A 23,321-nucleotide genomic window follows, 5' to 3' on the forward strand; every position below is an offset into this window, starting at 1 on the left:
AGGCGCGATGTCCCGACTGCTGCCGCTGGCGCTGGCGCAGGTGTCGCCGCAGGCAGCGACGGCCCCCGTGTCGGAGTTCGCGGGCGACGTCGAGCGACTGCTCGCCCGACACCCGCGGACGCGCCTCGTGGTGCACCCGGAACTGCACCTGTGCGGCGTCGAGGGCACCGACCCGGAGCGCACCGCGCGGTTGCAGGACGCGGCAGAACCGCTGGACGGTCCGCGCTCCCGGCAGCTCGGCGAGTTGGCGGGCGACCTGGGGATCTGGCTGGTGCCGGGCAGCGCGTGCGAGCGCGGGGAGAACGGCGAGCTGTTCAACACCGCTGCGTGCTACTCGCCGGCGGGAGAGCTGCACGCCTTCTACCGCAAGGTCTTCCCGTGGCGGCCGTACGAACCGTACGACCCCGGTGACCGATTCGTCGTCGCCGACGTGCCCGAGTTCGGCCGGCTCGGTTTCTCGATCTGCTACGACTCCTGGTTCCCCGAGGTCGCCCGCCACCTGGCGTGGATGGGCGCCGAGGTGATCATCAACCCGGTGCAGACCACGACGAACGACCGCGAGCAGGAGATCGTCCTCGCCCGGGCGCACGCGATCGCCAACCAGGTCTTCGTCGCCAGCGTCAACGCCGCCGGCCCCGTCGGCGTCGGCGGCAGCCTGATCGTCGATCCGGAAGGCCGTGTGCGGCAGCAGGCCACCGGGAGCGAAACCGAGGTCCTGACCGACGTCCTCGACCTCGGTGAAGTCGCGCGGGTGCGCGCATCCGGCACCGCGGGCCTCAACCGCATGTGGTCGCAGTTCACCGACCACGACTCCCCCGTCGAGCTACCGCTCTACCAGGGGCGCATCGAACCAGCTACGTGGCACCCGGAGATCCCGGAAGCCGGCATCCGCATCCCCGGCCCCGAAGCGGCCGGCTGACCGCCGCAACGGCGCGGCGAGCACCGAGGAGCTACTCATGCCCGAAGCAACACCGTCGCTGCAACGGACTCTCACGGTCAGATCGGTCGTCCTGTTCGGACTGGCCTACATGACGCCGCTGATCGCGTTGGGCACCTTCGGCGTCGTCGCCGCGGAAACCGGAGGGGCGGTCCCCACCGCCTACCTGGTGGCGATGGTCGCGATGCTGTTCACCGCCTACAGCTACGGGAAGATGGCCGCCGCCTACCCGGTCGCCGGTTCCGCCTACACCTACGTGCGACGGGCGCTGGACTCACGCGTGGGCTTCCTCGTCGGCTGGGCCGTGCTGCTCGACTACTTCTTCCTGCCGATGGTGATCTGGCTGCTCGGCGGGACCTACCTGCAAGCCCAGTTCCCCGCCGTGCCCTTCTGGGTCTGGATCGTCTCCTTCATCGCGGCCACCACCTTCCTGAACGTTCTCGGGATCACCGTGGCGGAGAAGGCGAACTTCCTGCTCATGGCCTTCCAGTTCCTGGTGATCGGCATCTTCGTCCTGCTGTGCCTGCGCCACGTCCTCGACGCGCGCGGTGCTGCGGGCCTGCTCGACACCGCACCGCTGATCAACCCCGCCACCACCGCCGCGGGCGTGTCCGCCGGTGCCGCCCTGGCCGCGTACTCCTTCCTCGGGTTCGACGCCGTCACGACCCTGACCGAGGAATCGGTGAACCCGCGCAAGACGATTCCGCGCGCCATCCTGCTCATCGCGCTCATCGGAGGCGGTGTCTTCGCCCTCGTGACCTTCGCGGCGCAGCTCGTGCACCCCGGAAGCACCTTCGCGGACTCCGATTCAGCCGTGTTCGAGATCGCCGCGGTCATCGCGGGAGATCTCGGCACCGCCCTGCTGCTGGCCGGGCTCGTGATCGCGCAGTTCGCCTCCGGTCTCGCCGCGCAGGCCAGCGCCGCGCGCCTGCTGTTCGCGATGGGCCGCGACACCGTCCTCCCCCGCAAGCTCTTCGGCTCCCTGCACCCGCGATTCCGCACCCCCGTGGCCAACATCGTCCTCACCGGCTGCGTCGGACTCGTCGCCCTGGTGCTCGACGTCTCCACCTCGACGTCGTTCGTGAACTTCGGCGCCTTCACCGCCTTCACCGCGGTCAACATCAGCGTCATCGCCCTGCACCTGCGCAACCGCGCGGAAGGCCGGCGGCAGGCGCGGTGGACCCTCGCCATTCCCGCGGCCGGAACCCTCATCGACCTCTGGCTGCTGGTGAACCTGGAACCGACCGCCCTGATCCTCGGCGGCATCTGGCTCGCCGCGGGCATCGTCTACCTGGCGTGCCGAACGCGGCTGTTCCGCGTCCCGCCACCGGAGATGGCCACCGGCCCCGACGACGACGTGCTCGCCACGAGCTCCTCGGGTCGAGTGGGCTGATCTCCAGCCGCAATCGGGGTTTCAGTGGAGATCCGCGGACCGGATCTCCACTGAAGCAGGCCCGCAGCTGGTGCTGACGCGCCGCTCCAGACCGTCGGGGAGCTCTCAGCGGTGTCGGACGCCCTCGGTCGCGCCGGGGGCGAGGGTCGGGGCGGTCACGGGGGCGTCGCCGAGCGCGTGGTCGATCGCGTCGAGCAGATCCGGCGAGAGCTCGACGCCCGAGGCCGCGACGTTGGCGCTGACCTGCGAGGGACGCGACGCCCCCACGATGGCGGCGGCGACTTCGCTGCGGCGCAGAACCCAGGCCAGCGCCAGGGTTCCCATGTCCGTGCCCGCCTGCTCGGCGACGGGTCGCAGCCGCTGCACCGCGTCGAGGACCACGGCTTCGTCGAAGATCGCGGTCATCGCCCAGCTCGTCTGCTCGTCGGCCCTGCGGCTGTTCTCGGGCGGCGGGCGACCCGGCTGGTACTTGCCCGTCAGCAGTCCTTGCGCGAGCGGCGACCACACGATCTGCGAGATCCCGTTCTCCGCGCACAACCCGAACACCTCGGCCTCCGGGGCCTGCCACAGCATCGAGTACTGCGGCTGCGAGGACACGAACAGCTCCGGTCCCGCGATGTCGATCGCCGCGCGGATCTGCTCCGGCGTCCACTCGCTGAATCCGAGGTAGCGCGCCTTGCCCTGCTCGACGACGCGCAGCAGGGCCTCGATCGTCTCCTCGATCGGCACCTCCGGGTCGAACCTGTGCGCCTGGTAGAGGTCGACGTGGTCGGTGCGCAGCCTGCTCAGCGACGCGTCGATCTGCTGGGCGATCTTGTCGGCCGACAGCCCGCGCTCGGTCTCCGGCATGTCTCCCCACACCTTCGTGGCCAGCACGTAGGAGTCGCGGGGGAACCGCGTGAGGATGTCGCCCCAGGCCCGTTCGGCCGCGCCCTGCCCGTAGCTGTTGGCCGTGTCGAACAGCGTGATCCCGGCGTCGAGCGCCGCCTCGGTCACCTCACGATTGGCCTCCAGGCTGGTGTTCTCGTCGAAGAACATCCATGAACCGAGCGCGATCTCGGATACCTCCAGATCGGAGGACCCCAGCGTGCGGTAGCGCATCGTGCTTCTCCTGTCTCGTCTCCCGGACGGTGCCCGCGGCCGGGGTCTGCTCGCCGACGAACCCGGCGATCCGGTGCTGATCTGATCCGCGTGCGAGCGAGGAGCATTCCAGGCGAAGCACGTGCTGCGGGGCGGAATCCGCGCAGCACCCGTCCGTTCCGGCGGGGTGCCGCGGTCGTGCGGTGCGCCGTCGTTGACCAGTGGGACCGGCCCGGGAGCCGGCGGATAGGCTCCGGCCGAGCAGATCGTCGAAGAGCGAGGTGTGGATGATGGCGACCGCGTACGACTTCGACGCCACCGCGGCGGACGGCTCGACCGTTCCGCTGAGCGAGTACGCAGGCAAGCAGCTGCTGATCGTCAACGTCGCGAGCAAGTGCGGGCTGACCCCGCAGTACGAGGGCCTGGAGGCGTTGTACCGCGAGTTCAAGGACAGCGGTTTGGAGGTCCTCGGGTTCCCCTGCAACCAGTTCCTCGGGCAGGAACCCGGCACCGACGCCGAGATCCAGGACTTCTGCCAGGTGACCTACGATGTCACCTTCCCGGTCTTCGGCAAGGTCGACGTCAACGGTCCTCGCTCGGCACCGCTCTACGCCCACCTCCGCGCCGAGGCCCCCGGCGACTGGGGCCCGCAGCACGGCGAGTTCTACGAGAAGCTCAAGGACGTCACCCCGGCCACCGAACCCGGTGACATCGTCTGGAACTTCACCAAGTTCCTCGTCGGACGAGACGGACACGTCCTCAAGCGCTACGAACCCACGATCACGCCGGACCGGATCAGAGAAGACCTGGGGCCGTCACAGCCCTAGTCCTGGAGATAATCGGGGCGCTTGATCAGGAGCTCGGGTTGGCCGTTGATCTCGGGCTCGACGACGGTCTCGTTCCAGATCTCCTTCTCCACCGGCTCCAGCGTGACCGACACGGCCCCGTCCCGGGTGCCGAGGTGCTCGATCAAGGCTGCCGTGACCGACTCCGCGAGCTTCCGCTTCTGCTCGTCGGTGACCTCTTTCGGGAAGTGCTTGATGTTCACGTGCGGCATCGATCGCTCCTCGACCTCGGGGATTCCGGTGGGCCTGACCGTAACGCGCACGGCACACCAACCCCTCCCCGAGTCAGCTCACGTCGTTCGCCGCGCCCGCACGGGTAGCGCGAGCGATCACGACCGCGCTCGTCACCCGGGCCTCACGAGGGCGACGATCACGCTGCGGATCTGAGCCACCGCGCTGTCCACGGGGTTCGTGGGCTGCACCAGGTGGCTGAGCGTGAGCCGAACGATGATTTCGACGAGTGCGTCGGAGCCGTCACCGATCGACTCGCCGTGGCAGTCCCGCACCTGGGCGGTGACGGCGTCGATAGCGCGTTGCAGGACGGGTTCGGTCCTGCTCGCCAGCAGTGGCAGCAGGTCCCCGTCGTGGCCACTCGCACCGGCGATGATCGTCTTGATCAAGGGGTTGTCGGCGGCCGCGGTCAGGGCGAACTCGGCGGCTGCGGTCAGCCCTGCCACCGGGTCCGCGTGGGCGCGCAGGCGTTCGTCGACGCCATCGAGGAACAGCTCGGTCTCCCGTGCGACCACGGCCTCGCCGAGGGCTTGCTTGGTGCCGATCTCGGTGTAGAGCGATTGCCGGTGAACGCCAACGCGTTCGGCGATGCGGCTCATCGTCACCGCGCCCCAGCCATCAGTGCAGATCAGTGCCACGGCCGCATCGAGAACCCGCTGCCGCAGTATCTCGCGCATCTCCGCGCGGAAGCTCGTCGTCGCACCCACGGGCGGATCCTACACCAGAGGCCGTCTAGTCCTGGTCTTGACAGACTGAGCGTTTCTGTCTGACTCTATGACAGACCTTGACCATGTGTCCGACTACGAGGGCATGGCGTCCCGGACTCGCGCCGCCGGGGCGGTAGGCCGCGCCTCATCATCGGCGGAACGACGGCCGAGGCCGTGAAGAACTCCCGGAGGGTTTTTCGTTTCGTCGCGCGCTTTTTCGGAATCAACGAATCGATGAACACCTACCTCGTGGGGATTTCATGATGGATCTGCTTCCGAGCATGCTGGCGATCTACCTGCTCATGTTCTCGCCGCTCCTGCTGCCGCTGTCCGGCTGGTTCTTCGGAAAGATGGGAGATCTTCTCCGTCGACGCGATGCCGGCGGCTGAGCGCGCGTTGACGTGTCCGCGTTCCTGATGGCAGGCGAGAACGAGGAAGGCCCAGCGGTGATGGGTGTGGTGTGCGTGCTGTCCGGTCGCGTGACGCGGCGAGAGGACCTCTTCCTGCGCCGGGTCCGCCCATGACTGATCTGACGCAGTGGCTGGAATCGTTCGCCGAGGCTCACCGGGCTCAGGACAACGTCGCGTCCTGGGTCGAACGGATCGGCGTGGCGATCGTCGAAGGCGTCGACGATCTTCCGGACGATCTCCGGCCGATGTTGGTGGAGACCGTTGAGCAGCACTGGCTGGCCTTCCTCGATCGCGTCTCGACCGAGGCCGAGTTCGAGTTGGTGCCGGCGGCCAGGCAGCTCCCGGTCGAACTCGCCCGTCGTCATCTCGGGCTACCGGTCCTGCTCAGGATCTATCGGGTCGCTCAAGAGGCGTCGTGGGAGTTCGCCGTCGAGGTGGTGGCCAACGCGCCGTCCGAGCTGGATCACGAGGCGCTGCTCGTCTGGTTCTGGGGCAAGGCGGTCCAATGGTTCAACTCCTCGGTTGAGAAGTCGGTTGTGCTTCACCAGCAAGAGGTCTCGCGAATCCAGCAACGCGGCGACGCGCACCGCTACGAGGCGGTTGCGGGCCTGCTGTCGGGTCGAGCCGAAGATCCGACCGAGCTCTCGGCCGCTCTCGGCGGCTACCCGGTGAGCGGTTCCCACATCGCGTTGATCGCGCGGGCCGTGACCGCGGACTCGATCTCATCGCTGGAACCGTCGTTGATGGTTCTCGTCGGGCAGATCGGGCGCGCTCCTGCGGTGGTGGTCAGGCCCGGCGGCCGAGAGGTCTGGGCGTGGGTCCGCTCCGATGAGCTGCCGGAACTGGACCCCACCGGCATCGACCCGTGCGCGGTCCGGGTGACGACAGGTGGCCCCGCTGAGGCCGTGGAGGGGTTCGCCGACGCCCACCGCGATGCGCGGGAGGCGCAATCGGTCGCGTTGGTTGAAGGACGCCGACAGCCGTTGACCTGCTACGACGACGTGGCCGCGCTGACGCTGCTGGCCCAGGATCCGCGTGCCGCGGAACGATTCACCCGGCGCGTTCTGCGCGGCCTGGCCGACGGCGGAGCGGGCAAGCTGCGCCAGACGACCCGTGCCGCCCTGTCCACTCCCGGTGGCGCCGAGGCGGTGGCGACGGCCCTCGGCGTGCACAAGAACACCGTCCGCTACCGGGTGGGACAGGCCGAGCGGTTGCTCGGCCATCCGCTCCAGACACGTGCCGGGGATGTGCTGCTCGCCCTGGACTACTACGACGCGTTCTTGGGAGTCGTTTCAGAATCGCGGCGGTAGTCGTTGTTTCCGGTGCGGGACTCAGCCCGCACCGTTGAGCGGGGCGATTTGCGCGATCACCCCTCGGCCCGAGCCGCCGTTTCGGAACGGGACCGGGCGAGCAGGGCGCGCCGCACGCGTGCGAGTGCGCGGGGCTGGTCGATCGCCACCGCGCCGACGAGCTCATCGCCGTCACGGCTGAGCACCAGCCCCTCGTCGATGACCTCCTCGGTGACACCGGTCGTGGTCCCGACGGTCTGGATCCGATGCCCGTACCACTGCGACCACCCGAAGGGCACCGCACCGAACCGCTCGCCCGCGCCTGCCGCGTTCGCTCCGGCGACCCGTCCCTGCTCCGCCGCGGTCGTCCAGTGCTGGGTCGCGTGGTGGCCGAGGCATGCCACGTCACCCGCCGCCCACACTCCGGGGATGCTGGTCGCCAGAGCGTCGTCGACGACGACTCCGCCGGTGGCCGGGTCCACGCCGATCCCGCTGCGCGCCAGCCACTCCGCGCACGGGATCGAGCCGATTCCCGGCACGACCACGTCGGCGGGCAGAACCTCACCCGTGCCGAGCTCGACGCCGACCACCTGACCACCGTCGTGGGCCACGCGCTGCACGGACGTCCCGAGGACGAGGCGGGAGCCGCCGATGTCGTGGAGTCCCGCCAGCATGCCGGCCGCGACCGGACCGATCGCCCGGGCCAGGGGCTGCGCCGCAGCCTCCACGAGCGTCACCGCCAGGCCCCGCTCTCGCGCGGCCGAGGCCACCTCGCTCCCGATGAACCCGGCACCGATCACCACGACCCGGGAGGCGGTGTCCAGGGCATGACGCAAGGCCACGGCGTCGGCGTAGTCCCGGATCGCGTGCACACCGGCGAGACCGGCGGTTCCGGGAAGCCGCCGGGCCCTCCCGCCGGTGGCGATCACCAGCGCGTCGTAACCGATCTCCCCGTCCGTGGTCGCGATGACCCGGCGGTCCGCGTGGAGCGAGGTCGCGGTGACCCGGGCACGGATCTCCACCTCCAGCGCTTCCAGCGATTCCGCCGAACGGAGCCGCGGAACACCGGTCGGCCCGTCGGGTGCCAGCAGCTCCTTCGACAGCGGCGGGCGGTCGTAGGGCGGGTGGTTCTCGGACCCGAGCAGCGTGATCGGACCGGCCCATCCCGCCCTGCGCGCGCCCTCGACCGCCCGAACTCCGGCGACCGAGGAGCCGACGACGACCAGCCGCCCGCCCGGCGCCTCAGTCAACGAGCCGCAGGGCCGAAACCGGACAGGACTCGACCGCAGCGCGCACGAACGCGCGGTCGCCTTCGGGCACGTGCTCCGCCAGCACGTCGACGGAGCCCTCGTCACCGACCTCGAAGTACTCGTGGGCTTGCGCCTCGCACATCCCGATGCCTTCGCAGACCGTCCGGTCCGCCTCGATCCTGCTCACTGGACACTCTCCTTCAGCGGAACGAAGTCGACCTTCTCCCGGACGCCGCAGTCCGGGCAGCACCAGTCGTCCGGGACGTCCTTCCACGCGGTTCCCGCGGCGAAGCCCTCGGCTTCATCGCCCGTCGCGACCTCGTAGGTGTAGCCGCACCCCGGGCACCGCGCCGCGTGCACGTCGTCACCGAACTCCTGCCGGGTGGCGTCGGTCTTCACCGCTGCGCCGACCTCCGCGGCCTGCGTCGGGAACCGCCGCAGCAACCGATGGGTCTTGCCCGGCTGGACGTTCGCCAGACGCACGTCGCCGTCGAAGTGGGCCACGACGCGGTGGTCCATCACCCGGCGCCAGAGCGGGGGCACCAGCGCGAGGACGATCATCCCGGCGTACCCGGTCGGGAGCACCGGGCTCTCCTGGTAGTCGCGCAACACCTGGTAGCGGCGCGTCGGGTTGGCGTGGTGATCGCTGTGCCTCTGCAGGTGGTAGAGCAGCACGTTGGTGGCGATGTTGTTGGAATTCCAGCTGTGCGAGGGCTGAACCCGCTCGTAGCGCCGGGTCTTCCCGCTGGCGACCTCCTGCCGCAGCATCCCGTAGTGCTCCAGGTAGTTCACGACCTCCAGCAAGGAGAACCCGATGACGCCCTGCAGCAGCAGGTACGGCAGGACCTCCGGCCCGAGCCAGGCCACCAGCCCGCCCCACAGCACCGCGGTCATCATCCAGGAGTTGAGGACGTCGTTGCCGAGGTGGAACGGGTGGGTTCCCTTGCGCTGGTAGCGGCGCTTCTCCAGGTTCCACGCGCTCTTCAGCGAACCCGACACGGTGCGCACCCAGAAGCGGTAGAAGTTCTCACCGATCCTGGAGCTGGCGGGATCCTCGGGAGTCGCGACGCGGACGTGGTGGCCGCGGTTGTGCTCGATGTAGAAGTGGCCGTAGAAGCTCTGCGCGAGAGCGATCTTCGACAGCCACCGCTCGTGGCTCTCCTTCTTGTGCCCGAGCTCGTGAGCGGTGTTGATGCCGATCCCGCCGATGAACCCGATCGTCGCTGCCAGCCCGATCTTGTCGATCACCGGCCAGTCCCTGGCGACGATGAGGTACATCGCGCAGACGAAACCGGCGTACTGGACGGGCAGGAAGGCGAAGGTGATGTAGCGGTAGTACCGGTCCTCCTCCAGCGCTTCGATCACGTCGTCCGGCGGGTTGGAGCGGTCCAAGCCCACCAGGAAATCGATCAGCGGGACGATGACCAGGACGATCAGAGGACCGGTCCAGAGCAGGGCGGAGATGCCGAGGACTTCCTTGCCGAAGATCGCGATGAAGGCCATGGAAGGGACGACGAGCCCGAGCAACCAGAGGTAGCGCTTCTGATCGCGCCACCGCCCGGTCGTGCCCTCGGCGACGGTGCCGCTGGCTTCGAGTGGCATGGTGCCTCCTACAAGAGATCAAACCTCTTGCCAGAGTGACGGCCGCACGCACCGCACGTCTCCGTCAGAACTCGCCGAGTTCGCACCCGATTTTTGTGCGTACGCACGAAGGAGCTCGAGGTGCTGCGCCGGCCGAACCGCGAGCTGAACGCACCTCGTGCGGAGGCGGTCGGACCGCCCACCGGCTCACCACGTCCCGTGCGGGGAGGCGAGTTTCAGAACGCCCGCACCGGAAACGCGCCGCCCGCAGGACGCTCACGCCGTCGTCGTGAGCGGTTCCCGGATCGGTGCTGCGGTCTTGTCCCGAACCTCGTCCTCGGTGACGCCAGGTGCGAGCGCGACCAGGTGCAGGCCATCGGCTTTCGCGTCGAGGACGGCGTGATCGGTGACGATCCGGTTGACCACGCCCGCACCCGTCAGCGGCAGCGTGCACCGCTCGACGATCTTCGGGGTGCCGTCCTTGGCCACGTGATCGGTGAGCACGACGATCCGGCGCGCACCGACGACCAGGTCCATGGCGCCGCCCATGCCCTTCACCAGGGATCCGGGAATCATCCAGTTCGCCAGATCACCGGCTTCGCTCACCTGCAGCGCGCCCAGGACGGCGATGTCGATGTGCCCGCCGCGCATCATCGCGAACGACTGCGCCGAGTCGAAGTAGCTCGCACCGGGGTTGACCGTGACGGTCTGCTTGCCGGCGTTGATGAGGTCGGCGTCTTCGTCACCCTCCAGCGGGAACGGACCCAAGCCCAGCAGACCGTTCTCGCTCTGCAACGTCACCCGCACGCCGTCGGGGATGTGGTTGGCGACCAGCGTCGGGATGCCGATGCCGAGGTTGACGTAGTCGCCGTCGCTGAGTTCGGCGGCGGCGATCGCCGCCATCTCCTCGCGATTCCAGGTCATGAGTTCGCTCCTATGCGGCCGACGCGTCGCGGGGACGCACCGTGCGCTTCTCGATGTCCTTGATCCGGTGCCGGGCGCGGACCAGCCGATCGACGTGGATGCCCGGGGTGATGACCCGTTCCGGGTCCAGGTGGTCCTCGCTGAGGTGCTCGGCCTCGACCACCGTGGCCCTCGCGCAGGTCGCCACCACGGGATTGAAGTTCCGCGCGGCCGCCCGGTAGACGAGGTTGCCCGCGGGGTCCGCGGTGTGCGCGTGCACCAACGCGACGTCAGCGACGATCCCGCGCTCCTGGACGTAGGTCCGCCCGTCGAACTCGGCCAGCGGCTTGCCCTCGGCGATCGGCGTGCCCACACCCGCGCGGGTGTAGAAGGCGGCGATCCCCGCCCCGCCTGCGCGCAGCCGCTCCGACAACGTGCCCTGCGGCGCGAACTCCAGCACCAGCTCCCCGTCCAGGTACTGCTGGGCGAACAGCTTGTTCTCACCCACGTAGGAGGCGATCACCTTGGCCACCTGCCGGTTCTCCAGCAGCAGGCCCAGACCCTTGCCGTCCGCACCCATGTTGTTGGACACCACCGTCAGACCGCTGACCCCGCTGTCGCGCACGACCTCGATCAGGTCGTTGGGCACACCGCACAGGCCGAAGCCGCCGACGGCCAGCGTCATCCCGTCTTCGAGAACCTCGGCCAGCGCCTCCGCCGCACTCGATCGGAGCTTGGACACCTCATCACCCCTCGCCTCACCGGTCCGCTCACTGAACGCGGGCAGTACACCCAAGACGACCTGTTCACCGCAATGGTCCGGCACGATCGCGGCGACATGTGCTCGCGGAGCGGCCGAGATCCGGTCACCGCGTCCACTCAGCGAACGCTAGGATGAGCGCATGGGTGACAGCTCGAACGACCACCTGGTCGGCCGCGTCGGCTCCGTGCTCCGCGCGCTGTCAGCCACCAACGAGGCCGGTGCGGCGACCACCGATCTCGCCCGCGCCACCGGCCTCCCCCGGCCGACCGTGCACCGCCTGCTCAGCTCGCTGGCAGCGGAGGGCTTCGTCGACCGCGAGCGGCGCACCGGCCGGTGGTTCCTGGGACCCGAGCTCTTCCTGCTGGGCCAGACGGCAGGCACCCGCTACGACGTCACCCACCACGCCCGCGCGAGCGTCCACCGCCTGGCCGCCACCACCGGTGAGAGCGCGTTCTTCTCCGCTCTGCGCGGCGAGGAGACGGTGTGCCTGCTCCGCGAGGACGGCGACTTCCCGATCCGGTCGTTCGTGCTCTACGAAGGGGCCCGGTTCCCGCTCGGAGTCGTCTCCGCAGGACTGGTCATCCTCGCCCTCCTCGACGACGCCGAGGTCGACGCCTACCTCGACAACACCGATCTGACCGAGCGCTGGGGTCCGGCGCACTCCCCCGACGCCGTGCGCACCCGCATCGCCCAGACCCGCCGCGACGGCTACGCCGTCAACCCCGGCCTGGTGGTCGAGGGGAGCTGGGGCATGGCCGCCGCCGTGTTCGACCGCACCGGGAAACCGGCGTGGGCCCTGACGCTCACCGGCATCGAGACCCGATTCCGCCCGGACCGCCGGCCCGAACTCGGCGCCCTGCTCCTGCACGAAGCGCACGCCCTCGGACGCACCCTCACCAGCAACGATCCGGCCCAGACCTAGAACCGGCTGCCGCGCCTCAGGGCTCGCTGCGCGTGCGGCGAGGGCTGCGGAGGGGATGACGCGAGAGGATGGACACGCGGTTGAACGCGTTGATGGTGATCGCGGCCCAGAGCACCAGCGAGACCTCGTCGTCGGTCAGCGCCGTGCGGGCCCGCGCGTAGGTGGCGTCGTCGGGACGCTGGTCGGCGACCAGGGTCACCGCTTCGGACAGCTCGAGCGCTGCGCGCTCGCGTGCGGTGAACAGCTCGGTGTCGCGCCATCCGGGCAGCACCGCCAGCCGCTGGGAGGTCTCGCCGGCGTCGAGCGCACGACGGGTGTGGAGGTCCAGGCAGTACGCGCACCCGTTGAGCTGGGAGGCCCGGATGTTCACCAGTTCCAGCAGCGTCCGCTCCAGGCCGAGATCACCGGCCTGCGCGCTGATCTCGGCCGCGGTCGCGGTCAGCGCCTTGAACACCGTCGGGGTCTGCTTGTCGAGGAAGATCCGGTCGGTCATCGGGTCCGCGCCCGTGGCCGCGGTGGCGTTCTCAGCCATGCCCGCCCTTTCGGGGTTGTGATGCCGGACGGCACCGGGTGGGTTGGTCTCGTACGAGCGGGTCAGGGGTGCGGGCGGTAACGCCCCTTGGCCTGCAGCCGCGCGTTCGGCAGCACCGGCGCGGGCAGCGCGGCGCCTTCGTAGCCGGACACGGGACCGAAGCGCCGGTCGAGCAGGTCGGTGTCGCGCTCACCCTCCCAGGCAGCGCGGGCGGTCACGATGTCGTCGTGACTGCGGCCGACGAAGTTCCACCACATCACCAGGTCCTCCTGGAACGGCTCTCCGCCCAGGAGCAGCGCGCGCCCTTCGGACGCAGCGGAGAGCGCGACCTCGCGGCGGCCCTGACCCAGGTAGAGCATCGCCCCCACCGGGACCTCCACGTCCTCGACGCTGATGCCCGGGGACAGCGCGAGGATCGCGTGCTCGAAATCCGTCTCGAGCGGAACCGCGATCCGTCCACCGGCAACGACGTCCAGACTCGCGCCGACCATCGGCGAATAGGTCGTGGCCGGCGACACCGACCCGTCCACGCTGCCGACGAGAACGGTGATGGCGCCCTGCTCGAGCTCGTGCCGCGGAAGCTCGGTGTGGAACTCGAAAGCCGGTGCCACCTCCCGCGCTCCCTCGGGCAGCGCGACCCACAGCTGCGCCCCGTAGAGGTTCGACGAGTGGTCCGGCGGCGACTGCTCGGAATGCGCGATGCCGTGTCCCGCGGTCATCAGCGGCAGATCGCCGGGACGCACCATCTGGCGGCTCCCGACGCTGTCCTGGTGCCACACCTCGCCGTCGACCAGCCAGGTCACCGTCTGCAGCCCGATGTGCGGGTGCGGCGGGACCTGCATCCCCTCCTGGCCGGTGATGTCGGTCGGCCCGTAGGAGTCGACGAAGCACCACGCCCCGACCATCCGCCGGTCCCTGTTGGGCAGCGCACGCCGCACCAGCATCGCCCGCGGCCCGCCCAGCGGGACCTCGCGCGGGAGCAGGAGCTCCGCGTTCGGCTCGGTCGTGATCGGCTCTCCGGCCGTGCACATCGACCGCTCGGCCGGCTCGTCTTCGACATTGCTCATCCGGGCTCCTCTTCCCCCGTTCCCGGCCTGCCGGTGTCGTGCAGCCGGGATCTCAACCGCGTGAACACGTCCGCGACGACCTGCAACTCGTGTTTCGCGAGATCATCGGTGAACAACCGCCGCACCGTCTCGATGTGGTGGCGGTCCGCTTCGCGCAGCGCCACCAGTCCGGAGGCGGTCAACACCGCGTGGTGGCCCCGACGATCGTCCGGCGCGGACTGGCGCAGCACCCAGCCCCGCCGTTCCAGCACCTGGATCTGGTAGGTCAGCCGGCTCGGCGAGAAGACCAAGCGCGAGGCCAGCTCCCCCATCCGCAGCCGGTGCGACTCGCTCTCGGACAACACCAGCAGCAGGTGGAAATCCAGCAGGCTCATCCCCGACGACGCCCGCAGGTCCTCGTCGAGCCGCGTCTCCAGCAGCACGCTCGACTCGATGTAGGGCCGCCACGCCCTCCGCTGCCGCGACGTCTCCCAGAGTTCCACCTGATCGACCCTACCGGTTGTTTCAAATCTTGAAATACTTCGCGACGGCCGGGCTCTGAGGACTCCGGGGGTACGTGGAGACGACCTGCACCTCCCCAGGCAACCTGGACCCCGTGGGTGGGGGAAGTTTTCATGAGAACTTCCCCCACGTCACGGAGCGGGACCGCGGCAGAACGGATCCAGGGCAGCGCCCTGCGGACAACCCTCACACGCCACGCACCTCGCGCGAACATCGAATTCCTCTGCCCTGAAGCGACGTTCGTCGATGTCAAGACTATTCTTCCGGAATGATCGGCTTTTCCGCGAGACACCCTCTGCGGACGTGGGGATCAGAGGCGGATCGCGCGTGGGCCGAGTAGATTTCGCAACTGGCCCCCGAGGCGGCCAGCGCGGGGTACGTCGCTCGAACGAGGGGGAGCCATGAGCGAGGTTCAACCAATCCCAGGCGATTTTCCGCGGGTCACCACCTACCTGTGCATCGACGACGCCAATGCCGCGATCGACTTCTACTGCCGCGTGCTCGGCGCGACCGAGCGCATGCGAATGCCCATGCAGAACGGCAAGATCGCGCACGCCGAGATCGCCATCGGCGACGCGGTGATCATGCTCGCCGATGAAGCACCCGAGATGGGCGCCCGCAGCCCGAGAACGATCGGCGGAACGCCGGTGGTTCTCTACGTGTACGTCGAGGACGTCGACGACGTGTTCCAGAAGGCCGTCCAGGCCGGTTCGACGGAGCTCAGCGGGGTCGAGGACAAGTTCTACGGCGACCGGAGCGGGGAGTTCGAAGACCCCTTCGGCCACCGCTGGAGCGTCGCCACGCACGTCGAGGACGTGTCCGAGGAGGAGATGTCCCGCCGCATGGCCCAAGCCATGAGCGGCTGAGCCGCTCCTCGGGATGCTCTGCACGGAAATCCGGCGAGTCCGGGACTCCACCTGAGGATCTTTCGCCCCTGACGACGGTCATTGCGACATTCGGGTACGAGATGTTCGCGAACGGAGCCACTTTCGTCGTACGCGGCATGCGCAACGGGCCCACGGGTGGAACTCTGGTGATGACCTACTCGACGGCTCCATGACCGGCGACGACGGTCCCGCCACCTGAGCGGGGCCCGTCGCCGTCCTGCGCCGCTCACCGGTACCCGCCCGTTCACGAGAAGTGCGCGTGCGGGCCCGGTCCCGGTCTTAGGCGCACCTAGAGGTCGGTCAGCGGAGTCGATCCTCCTGAGGAGCAGCAATGAAGTCCATTCCGCTCTGGGTGGCCGTGCCGGTGACCGTCGCCATCGCCATGCCGTTCGGCCTGTGGCTGGGCGCGTGGTCGCTGCCATTGTGGCTGGCGTTCATCGTGTGGGCCGAGTACTTCGCGCTGGGCGCGAAACCGACCGTGCTCCGCGTCGTGATCCCGTCCTTCCTCAGCGGCGTCGTCAGCGCCGCGATCGCACTGATCTTCTCGCTTCTCGTCGGAATCGCCCTGGGCGACGCCATGCTCGTCGCGAGCGGCGACCTGGCCTTCATCATCGGCCTGCCGGTGGCCCTGCTCCCGATCATCTACGTGATGCAGTTCCTGCCGTTCGCGCAGGACACCGGGACGCTCCCCTTCTTCAACGGGCTGTCGATGGGCCTGGCCACGTACTTCATCGGGATCTACACGAACTTCGGCGGCCTGTCGCTGGCGACCGACAGCGTGTGGCTGCCGCTGATCACCTCGGTGCCCGCGGTGCTGGGCGGATTGCTCGGCGCGTTCCTCGGGTGGTTCAACGTCGCCATCATGACCCCCTTCAAGCGTCCGGCGGCTCAATCGGCCGAAACGGTCGCCAAGGCCTGACCCCGCAGGCAGGGGTCAGGGCGCATCCGGGACGACGTCGGTGCCGTAGCGGGTTCCGCAGAACGTCCTCAAGCGCTCGGCTATGCCGGCGAGCGCGGGGGCGGCGTGGTGCTCGCGCGCCCAGGCGGCGTGCAGCCTGATCCGCAGCGGGCCGCGGTCGCTGTCGATCCGCAACCCGTGGAGGTCGAATCGCGGGTCGTCGGTCACGATGGCGACGCCGCGGCCCGCTGCGGCCAGCGCCTGCGCGACTTGGGCGTTCCCGCACTCGACCAGTTCCGGCTCGGCGAGCCCGTCGGCCTCCAGGGACTCCTGCAGGATCTGCCTCGGGCGGAACGAGGGTTCGAGCACCACGAGACGGTCACCGGCCAGCTCGTCCAGCCCGACCGACGTGCGCCGCGCCCAGCGGTGACCTGCCGGGACGTAAGCCCACAGCGGGAGCACCGCCAGCGGGAGCGATCCCCACCCGGCTCGGGGCGGGTGGGTCGTGATGGCGAGATCCGCGCCCTCGCGCAGCGCTTCCGTGCCCGACCGCTCGACGACCGTCGGCAAGGGGTCGTGCGGTCCGAAGGTCGCCAGGAACGGTGCGATCACGTCGGTGAGCGTGGTGGTCGGTGCTGCGATGGTCACGTGCACGAGATGACCGGCGGCGAACGCCTCGGCAGCCGACACCGCCTCGTCCGCCCGCCGCAGCACGTCGCGCGCGACCGGCAGGAACTGGACCCCGGCGGCGGTGAGTTCGAGCTGGTTGCCGCGGCGGTCGAAGAGCCCGAGCCGCAGCTGCTGCTCGAGCTGCCGGATCTGCCGGGACAGCGCCGGCTGGGTCACGTGCACGACCTCGGCAGCAGCGCTGACCGAGCCGTGCTCCGCGACCGCGACGAAGTAGCGAAGCGTGCGCAGCTCCATGCCTGACAGTATGCCTCATCGGCATGGCTCCCGATCAGAACAGGCATTGGACGGCATGGCCATCTCGTCCAACGATGGAGGCATGACTCCCCCGAGCCCCGTCCCCCAGCGTCGCCACCTCACGACCGAGATCCCCGGCCCCCGATCGAGAGCGCTCATGGCGCGCAAGCACGATGCCGTCGCCGGCGGCGTGGGCACGGTCATGCCCGTGTTCGCGACGCGCGCGAGCGGCGGCGTCATCGAGGACGTCGACGGCAACTCGCTGATCGACTTCGGATCCGGGATCGCCGTCACCACGGTCGGTTCGAGCGCGCCTCGGGTCGTCGACGCGGTGCGCGAACAGGTGGAGGCGTTCACCCACACCTGCTTCATGGTCACGCCCTACGAGGGCTACGTGGAGGTCGCCGAGAACCTCAACCGGATGACGCCCGGAACGCACGAGAAGCGGTCCGTGCTGTTCAACTCCGGGGCGGAGGCGGTCGAGAACGCCGTCAAGATCGCCCGCGCGAGCACCGGCCGGCAGGCGGTGGTCGCCTTCGACCACGCCTACCACGGGCGAACGAACCTCACGATGTCGCTCACCGCGAAATCGATGCCCTACAAGCACGGCTTCGGCCCGTTCGCGCCCGAGGTGTACCGGGCCCCCGGGTCCTACCCGTACCGCGACGACCTCGACGGTCCGACCGCGGCTCGGCGGGCGATCGAGATGATCGAGAAGCAGGTCGGCGACCCGGCCGCCGTGGTGATCGAGCCGATCCAGGGCGAGGGCGGTTTCATCGCGCCCGCCGAGGGCTTCCTGCCCGCCTTGGCCGACTGGTGCCGGGATCGCGGTGTCGTGTTCATCGCCGATGAGGTGCAGACCGGATTCGCCCGCACCGGCGCGATGTTCGCCAGCGAGCACGAGGGCGTCGTGCCCGATCTGGTGGTCACCGCGAAGGGCATCGCCGACGGTCTCCCGCTGTCGGCGGTCACCGGTCGCGCCGAAATCATGGACGCCGCTCACGCCGGTGGTCTGGGCGGCACCTACGGCGGCAACCCGCTCGCCTGCGCCGCCGCTCTCGCCACCATCGAGACGATCGAGGCCGGCGGTCTCGTCGAGCGGGCCCAGCGCATCGAGCAGGTGCTCACCAGCCGGTTGTTGCGGTTGCAGGACGAGGACAAGCGGATCGGCGACGTGCGCGGACGAGGCGCGATGATCGCCGTCGAGCTGGTGCGCGGTGGAACCCGCGAGCCGGACGCGGACCTCGCGCGAGCCGTCGCCGCAGCGGCCCACTCGCGCGGTGTGGTCCTGCTGACCTGCGGCACCTTCGGCAACGTCGTGCGGCTGCTGCCGCCGCTGTCGATCAGCGACGACCTGCTGCAGGACGGGCTCGACGTCTTCGCCGACGCCCTCGCCGACATCGCCGGGTCCTGATCCCCGGCCACCGAACCAGCCCGTCGCACCGAACCCCTTCCAGGACCGGGACTTCGGGCGCATCGAGAAGAGGACTTCGCATGACAGCAGGTCATTTCACCGTGGAGGACCCCGCGACCGGGCGCGCGCTCGACACCGTCGCCGACGGGGGCCCTGCCGAGGCCACCGCCGCCGTCGACGCGGCGGCGGCCGCGGCGCACGACTGGGCGCGCACCCCGGCGCGTCAGCGCGCCGACGCACTGCACCGCGCGTTCGAGCTGATGCTGCGCGAGAAGGACCGGCTCGCCGATCTCATCGCGTCCGAGAACGGCAAGTCCGCGTCCGACGCTCGGGCCGAGATCTCCTACGCCGCCGAGTTCTTCCGGTGGTACGCCGAGGAATCCGTGCGGTCGTCGGGGAACTACGGCCCGTCCCCCGCCGGCGGCACCCGAACCGTCGTCTCCGAACGGCCGGTCGGGATCGCCGCGCTGATCACCCCGTGGAACTTCCCCGCCGCGATGGTCACGCGCAAGATCGGCCCGGCGTTGGCGGCGGGGTGCACCGTCGTGCTCAAACCCGCTGCCGAGACACCGCTGACGGCGCTGGCGATCGTGCGTCTCCTCGCCGAGGCGGGCGTGCCCGAGGGCGTGGTCAACACCGTGACCACCACCGACGCCGCGGGCGTGGTCACCACCTGGCTCGAAGACGCCCGGGTCCGCAAGGTCTCCTTCACCGGGTCCACTCCGGTGGGGCGCGCACTGCTGCGGCAGGCCGCTGACCGCGTGGTGAACGCGTCGATGGAGCTCGGCGGCAACGCGCCCTTCGTCGTCACCCCGGACGCCGACCTCGACGCCGCCGTCGACGGCGCGATGCTCGCGAAGTTCCGCAACGGCGGGCAGGCGTGCACGGCGGCCGACCGCTTCTACGTGCACGCCGACGTCGCCGAGGACTTCGCGGCCCGGCTGGGCAAGCACGTGGAGCAGCTGCGGGTCGGCCCCTCCTCCTGCGCTGACAACGAGATCGGCCCGCTCATCAGCGCGAAGGCCGTCGACGGCGTCACCGCGCTGGTCGACTCGGCGATCGCCTCGGGCGCGCGCGTGGTGGCGCGTGCGGAAGCACCGACCGGAGGTGAGGGGCACTTCTTCGCCCCGGTGGTCCTGGCCGACGTGCCCGCCGACGCCGACGTCGTCCAGCAGGAGGTCTTCGGGCCGGTCGCCGCGGTGGTCACCTGGCAGGAGGAGGACGAGCTGCTGCGCATGGTCAACGACTCCGAGATGGGCCTGGCGGCCTACGTCTACGCCGGCGACCTCCAGCGCGCGATGCGGCTCGGCGAGAGCATCGACGCCGGGATGGTCGGCATCAACCGCGGCCTCATCTCCGATCCCGCCGCCCCGTTCGGCGGCGTCAAGCAGAGCGGCCTCGGCCGGGAAGGCGCTCGCGAAGGACTCCACGAGTTCACCGAGATCCAGTATCTCAGCCTGGCCTGGCCGGAGTCCTGATCAGCGGGATCGTCGCTTCGCCCGGCCGTTCCCAGGTCGGTTAGCCTCCTGTGGTGCCGGTCCGGTCGGTGGAGTGAGGGAGGTCCCGGTTTGCAGGTCGGCGATCTGCTGAGCACTGCCGAACTCGCCCTGCAGGTGCGGGTTCGCGGAGACCTGGACCGGCCGATCCGGTGGGTGCACACCATCGAGGTCCGCGCCCCCGGCAGGTTCCTGCGCGGCGGTGAGGTCGTCCTGACGGCCGGTGTGTGGCGTTCGGCCGAGATCAGCGCCGAGGCCTTCCTCTCCGACCTGGCCGACGCCGACGTCGCAGCGGTCGGGTTCGGGATCGTGCCACCTGAGACCGCGGTGCCCGAGGACTTCATCGACGCCGCCCGCGCCCACGGCCTGACCTGCTTCGTCGTGCCGGTCGACGTGGCGTTCCTGCAGATCGTCGAGACGTTCGTCAACGCCAAGCGGGCTGAGTGGGAACGGCCGCTGCGGCGCCACCTCGCCCAGCACGACGCGATCGTGGCGGCGCTGCGCGTGCGGCGCGGTGTCGACACCGTTCTGGGCACCCTGTCCGGTCAGCTCGGGCAGCCGGTCGCGGTGCGCGGTGGCGGTGGGCTGCTCGCGGGCGAGGAACCGGAGCCCAGCCACCCGCTGCCGCTGGTCGGCGAGGGGCTCGCCGATGCCGAGCTCCTGCTGCCGCGACCGCTGCAGGAGCTCGACGTCGAGCAGCACGCCGCCGTCGTGCAGGCGATGCCGTTCATCGCGCTGGAGATCGAGCGCGCTCGCGCCGTGCGCGCCACCGAGGTCCGCTACGCGTGGGAGCTCTTCGAGTGGGTCCACAGCGGAGCGGTGGAGACCGACACCGTGCGCACCCGGCTGCACTCGCTCGGCCTGCCGCCGGACGGACCGCTGGCAGCGGTGGTGCTGCGCGGTTCCCACCCGGAGGCCGATTCGGTCCGCCTCGGTGACTTCCTGGCCACCGACGGAGTCGCGGTGCGCCGGGGAGAGGAGGTCGTGGCCTTCGCGCGCGTGCGCGACGGCGAGGCCGCACTGGCTCGCCGCATCCACGACGCGCTCACCGACTCCGACGACGTCGTGCACGTCGGCGTCGGCAAACCCGGTGCGGCGGCGGAACTCCGGGTGAGCCTGCTGCAGGCCGAGCACGCCGCCGAGGCCACCTCCTCGCGTTCGGGCGGCGGGTGGATGACCCACGACCAGCTGAGCAGCCCGGCGCTGCTGTTGTCGGTGCAGGACCCGGACATGCTGATGGCGACGTCGACAGCGCTGCTGGGGCCGGTGCTCGATCACGACGAGCGGCGCTCCAGCGATCTGCTGCCCTCGCTCGCCGTCTTCCTCGACTCCGGTGGCCGCTGGCAGGAGGCTGCGAGGCGGCTGCACGTGCACATCAACACGCTCCGGCACCGGATGAGCCGCGTCGAGGAGCTGACCGGGCGGAGCCTGTCGCGCACCGCCGACCGGGTCGACCTCTACCTCGCCCTGCGCGCGCTCCGGCAGACCTGACCCCACCCCTGCCCCGCGCGGTGGCGACCTGCGTGAACGCCGCGGCATCCACCCGCGCGAGCCGGTAGCGCACATCGGCGTTGTGCGATCGTCCAACGTCGGCCGCCGACTTCGGAGGATCGACCCCTATCCGGTTCCGCGTGATGGCGACCACCCTGTTCGGGAGCTGCGCGGCCTGTCGCCGCTCACGCCGAACCGCAGGAGGTCACCACCAGATGCCCCCGGAAACAACGTCGTTGCCGGATCCCGCCGCCGCACCGCGCGACGCGGGTATCGAGAGGCACGGGGTCGACACGATCCCGGAAGAGGACAGGACGGGCCGCCCGCGCGACGTCCTGGGAATCCTGCTCGGGTCGAACATGTGCCTGGGGGTGGTCATCTTCGGGTGGCTGCCCGCCTCGTTCGGGCTCGGGTTCTGGCCCGCCGTCAGCTCCATGGTCGCCGGGACCCTGCTGGGCACGGTGCTGGTCGCACCGCTGTCGCTGGTGTCGTTCCGGACCGCCACGAACCTGTCGACCAGCAGCGGCGGCACGTTCGGCGTCCGCGGCAGGCTCATCGGCTCGATGATCGGGCTGCTGCTGTCGCTCGGGTACGCGGCGCTGACGGTGTGGACCGGTGGCGCCGCGATCGTCGGACCGCTGCACCGGCTGCTCGGCCTCCCCGACGGAGGTGGCAGCTACTCCGCGGCCTACGCGGTGCTGGCCGTGCTGTCGGTGCTCATCGCGATCTTCGGGTACCGGCTGCTGACCCGCCTGAGCAAGTGGGTGGCGGCCGGAACCGTGGTGCTCGTGGTGCTCGGGCTGTTCGGCTACTCCGTGAAGTTCAGCACGGCACCGGTGGTCGACGGTTACGCGATGGGCGATTTCTGGACCACGTGGGCGCTTTCGGCGGTCGCGGCCGGGCTCAGCGGTCCGATGGCCTTCATCACGATGCTGGGCGACTACAGCCGGTACGTCTCCCCGCGGCGTTATTCGAGCTCCAAGGTCTTCGTCGCCTCCGCCGTCGGCATGGTGCTCGGCCTGCTCGTGCCGCAGCTCTTCGGCACGTTCACCTCATTCGCCTCCGGTGCCGCCGACGACTACGTCGGCCCGCTGGTGGCGGCGGCACCGGTGTGGTTCCTGATCCCGCTGCTGCTCAACGGCGTGTTCGGCACGATCGGCAACGCGGGCGCGCTCATCTACAGCATGGGGCTGGACCTGGACGCGATCCTCCCGCCGCTGTCACGAGTCCAAGCCACGATCCTGACCTCGGTGATCTCGACGGCGCTGGTGTTCGTCGGCTACTTCGTCTGGGACGCCCAGGACGCCGTGACCGCGTTCGTGCTGCTGCTGACCGCCGTCGGAACGCCGTGGGCCGTGATCACCCTGATCGGCTTCGTCCACTGCCGGGGCCGCTACGACCCGGACGCGCTGCAGGTCTACAACCGACGATCCCGAGGCGGGATCTACTGGTTCGCGGCGGGCTGGAACCCCCGCGCGGTGGCGGCATGGGCCTTCGGCTCGGCCATCGGCCTGCTGTCGGTGGACACCGCGCTGTTCCGGGGACCGCTCATCGACTGGACGTTCGGCATCGACCTGAGCTTCGTGCTCGCCGCGATCACCACCGCCGTCGTCTACCTGCTGCTGACCATCGGCTCCCGGCAACCGGTGCCGCGCACCGCGAAGACCGAAGCCCCGGCCCGGACCACCACGGTCTGAGCCGCACCTGAAGCAAATCGGTCATTTCAGTTTGCGGCGGAGCCGTTGTCTTCAGGTGTGGGACTCAGCCCGCACCGCCGCGGGTTCTCACACGTCGTCTGGC

At 69.9% G+C, this 23,321-nt stretch carries 25 protein-coding genes; 13 read left to right on the top strand and 12 right to left on the bottom strand.

Annotation, left to right across the window (positions count from 1 at the left end; translation table 11 throughout):
* Nucleotides 1-7 precede the first annotated feature (7 nt).
* Nucleotides 8-919: a carbon-nitrogen hydrolase family protein gene (locus tag FHU35_RS01545; protein WP_145735941.1), complete on the top strand. Its 912-nt coding sequence runs from the start codon at nt 8-10 to the stop codon at nt 917-919.
* 37 nt (nt 920-956) lie between these two features.
* A complete protein-coding gene (locus tag FHU35_RS01550; RefSeq protein WP_145735943.1) occupies nt 957-2,330 on the top strand; it encodes an APC family permease in 1,374 nt (457 codons plus the stop codon).
* Nucleotides 2,331-2,435: 105 nt separating this feature from the next.
* Here FHU35_RS01550 and FHU35_RS01555 read toward each other — a convergent pair whose 3' ends face one another.
* Nucleotides 2,436-3,431, bottom strand: coding sequence for an aldo/keto reductase (locus FHU35_RS01555; protein ID WP_145735945.1), 996 nt, complete (start codon nt 3,429-3,431; stop codon nt 2,436-2,438).
* Between the two features lie 269 nt (nt 3,432-3,700).
* Between FHU35_RS01555 and FHU35_RS01560 the strand changes: the two genes are divergently transcribed.
* Complete coding sequence (locus tag FHU35_RS01560; RefSeq protein WP_145735947.1) at nt 3,701-4,237, top strand: glutathione peroxidase; 537 nt, start codon at nt 3,701-3,703, stop codon at nt 4,235-4,237.
* On the opposite strand, the gene pptA is transcribed toward FHU35_RS01560, so the two are convergent.
* Both pptA and FHU35_RS01570 read right to left on the bottom strand, forming a co-directional pair.
* Complete coding sequence (pptA, locus tag FHU35_RS01565) at nt 4,234-4,467, bottom strand: tautomerase PptA (RefSeq protein ID WP_145735949.1); 234 nt, start codon at nt 4,465-4,467, stop codon at nt 4,234-4,236. The genes FHU35_RS01560 and pptA overlap by 4 nt on opposite strands.
* Nucleotides 4,468-4,599: 132 nt before the next feature.
* Nucleotides 4,600-5,193, bottom strand: a complete 594-nt coding sequence (locus FHU35_RS01570; RefSeq protein WP_246110011.1) for a TetR/AcrR family transcriptional regulator — start codon at nt 5,191-5,193, stop codon at nt 4,600-4,602.
* 263 nt (nt 5,194-5,456) lie between these two features.
* Here FHU35_RS01570 and FHU35_RS30115 point away from each other — a divergent pair, with 263 nt between their 5' ends.
* The 3 genes from FHU35_RS30115 to FHU35_RS01575 are packed head-to-tail and all read left to right on the top strand — an operon-like array spanning nt 5,457 to nt 6,913.
* On the top strand, nt 5,457-5,582 hold the full coding sequence (locus tag FHU35_RS30115; protein ID WP_281290199.1) for a hypothetical protein: 126 nt from the start codon (nt 5,457-5,459) through the stop codon (nt 5,580-5,582).
* Nucleotides 5,583-5,594: 12 nt separating this feature from the next.
* A complete protein-coding gene (locus tag FHU35_RS30120) occupies nt 5,595-5,717 on the top strand; it encodes a hypothetical protein (RefSeq protein ID WP_281290200.1) in 123 nt (40 codons plus the stop codon).
* Nucleotides 5,714-6,913, top strand: a complete 1,200-nt coding sequence (locus tag FHU35_RS01575) for a PucR family transcriptional regulator (RefSeq protein ID WP_145735951.1) — start codon at nt 5,714-5,716, stop codon at nt 6,911-6,913. The genes FHU35_RS30120 and FHU35_RS01575 overlap by 4 nt, the downstream gene beginning before the upstream one ends.
* 56 nt (nt 6,914-6,969) lie before the next feature.
* Here the strand turns inward: FHU35_RS01575 and FHU35_RS01580 are convergent, their stop codons facing one another.
* From FHU35_RS01580 to FHU35_RS01600, 5 genes are all read right to left on the bottom strand, one after another.
* Nucleotides 6,970-8,142 carry an NAD(P)/FAD-dependent oxidoreductase gene (locus FHU35_RS01580; protein WP_145735953.1) on the bottom strand — a complete coding sequence of 391 codons (1,173 nt, stop codon included), beginning with the start codon at nt 8,140-8,142 and terminating at the stop codon, nt 6,970-6,972.
* On the bottom strand, nt 8,135-8,329 hold the full coding sequence (locus tag FHU35_RS01585) for a ferredoxin (protein ID WP_145735956.1): 195 nt from the start codon (nt 8,327-8,329) through the stop codon (nt 8,135-8,137). The genes FHU35_RS01580 and FHU35_RS01585 overlap by 8 nt, the downstream gene beginning before the upstream one ends.
* Nucleotides 8,326-9,744, bottom strand: a complete 1,419-nt coding sequence (locus tag FHU35_RS01590; RefSeq protein WP_145735960.1) for a fatty acid desaturase — start codon at nt 9,742-9,744, stop codon at nt 8,326-8,328. The genes FHU35_RS01585 and FHU35_RS01590 overlap by 4 nt, the downstream gene beginning before the upstream one ends.
* A 255-nt stretch (nt 9,745-9,999) precedes the next feature.
* Nucleotides 10,000-10,647 carry a 3-oxoacid CoA-transferase subunit B gene (locus FHU35_RS01595; protein WP_145735963.1) on the bottom strand — a complete coding sequence of 216 codons (648 nt, stop codon included), beginning with the start codon at nt 10,645-10,647 and terminating at the stop codon, nt 10,000-10,002.
* Nucleotides 10,648-10,657: 10 nt separating this feature from the next.
* Entirely contained in the window at nt 10,658-11,368 is a 711-nt protein-coding gene (locus FHU35_RS01600; RefSeq protein WP_145735965.1) for a CoA transferase subunit A, read from the bottom strand.
* Nucleotides 11,369-11,528: 160 nt separating this feature from the next.
* On the opposite strand from FHU35_RS01600, the gene FHU35_RS01605 reads away from it, so the two are divergent.
* Entirely contained in the window at nt 11,529-12,311 is a 783-nt protein-coding gene (locus FHU35_RS01605; protein WP_145735968.1) for an IclR family transcriptional regulator, read from the top strand.
* A gap of 16 nt (nt 12,312-12,327) precedes the next feature.
* Here FHU35_RS01605 and FHU35_RS01610 read toward each other — a convergent pair whose 3' ends face one another.
* The 3 genes from FHU35_RS01610 to FHU35_RS01620 all read right to left on the bottom strand — a co-directional run bounded on the left by FHU35_RS01610 (nt 12,328) and on the right by FHU35_RS01620 (nt 14,392).
* Complete coding sequence (locus FHU35_RS01610; protein WP_246110012.1) at nt 12,328-12,843, bottom strand: carboxymuconolactone decarboxylase family protein; 516 nt, start codon at nt 12,841-12,843, stop codon at nt 12,328-12,330.
* Between the two features lie 62 nt (nt 12,844-12,905).
* Nucleotides 12,906-13,910, bottom strand: a complete 1,005-nt coding sequence (locus tag FHU35_RS01615; protein ID WP_145735971.1) for a pirin family protein — start codon at nt 13,908-13,910, stop codon at nt 12,906-12,908.
* Entirely contained in the window at nt 13,907-14,392 is a 486-nt protein-coding gene (locus FHU35_RS01620; RefSeq protein WP_222429258.1) for a MarR family winged helix-turn-helix transcriptional regulator, read from the bottom strand. The genes FHU35_RS01615 and FHU35_RS01620 overlap by 4 nt, the downstream gene beginning before the upstream one ends.
* A gap of 420 nt (nt 14,393-14,812) precedes the next feature.
* On the opposite strand from FHU35_RS01620, the gene FHU35_RS01625 reads away from it, so the two are divergent.
* Nucleotides 14,813-15,277, top strand: coding sequence for a VOC family protein (locus FHU35_RS01625; RefSeq protein WP_145735972.1), 465 nt, complete (start codon nt 14,813-14,815; stop codon nt 15,275-15,277).
* 352 nt (nt 15,278-15,629) lie between these two features.
* Nucleotides 15,630-16,217 (top strand): hypothetical protein, encoded by a 588-nt coding sequence (locus tag FHU35_RS01630; protein WP_145735974.1) that lies wholly within the window; start codon nt 15,630-15,632, stop codon nt 16,215-16,217.
* Nucleotides 16,218-16,232: 15 nt separating this feature from the next.
* On the opposite strand, the gene FHU35_RS01635 is transcribed toward FHU35_RS01630, so the two are convergent.
* Nucleotides 16,233-17,120 carry a LysR family transcriptional regulator gene (locus FHU35_RS01635; RefSeq protein ID WP_145735977.1) on the bottom strand — a complete coding sequence of 296 codons (888 nt, stop codon included), beginning with the start codon at nt 17,118-17,120 and terminating at the stop codon, nt 16,233-16,235.
* A gap of 82 nt (nt 17,121-17,202) precedes the next feature.
* Between FHU35_RS01635 and gabT the strand changes: the two genes are divergently transcribed.
* The 4 genes from gabT to FHU35_RS01655 all read left to right on the top strand — a co-directional run bounded on the left by gabT (nt 17,203) and on the right by FHU35_RS01655 (nt 23,218).
* Nucleotides 17,203-18,534 carry a 4-aminobutyrate--2-oxoglutarate transaminase gene (gene gabT, locus FHU35_RS01640; protein WP_145735980.1) on the top strand — a complete coding sequence of 444 codons (1,332 nt, stop codon included), beginning with the start codon at nt 17,203-17,205 and terminating at the stop codon, nt 18,532-18,534.
* Between the two features lie 80 nt (nt 18,535-18,614).
* Nucleotides 18,615-20,012 carry an NAD-dependent succinate-semialdehyde dehydrogenase gene (locus tag FHU35_RS01645; protein ID WP_145735982.1) on the top strand — a complete coding sequence of 466 codons (1,398 nt, stop codon included), beginning with the start codon at nt 18,615-18,617 and terminating at the stop codon, nt 20,010-20,012.
* 90 nt (nt 20,013-20,102) lie between these two features.
* A complete protein-coding gene (locus FHU35_RS01650; protein WP_145735984.1) occupies nt 20,103-21,521 on the top strand; it encodes a PucR family transcriptional regulator in 1,419 nt (472 codons plus the stop codon).
* 215 nt (nt 21,522-21,736) lie between these two features.
* On the top strand, nt 21,737-23,218 hold the full coding sequence (locus FHU35_RS01655; protein ID WP_145735987.1) for a purine-cytosine permease family protein: 1,482 nt from the start codon (nt 21,737-21,739) through the stop codon (nt 23,216-23,218).
* Nucleotides 23,219-23,321: the final 103 nt, after the last annotated feature.

It is taken from the genome of Saccharopolyspora dendranthemae, from assembly GCF_007829955.1.
GTDB lineage: Bacteria > Actinomycetota > Actinomycetes > Mycobacteriales > Pseudonocardiaceae > Saccharopolyspora > Saccharopolyspora dendranthemae.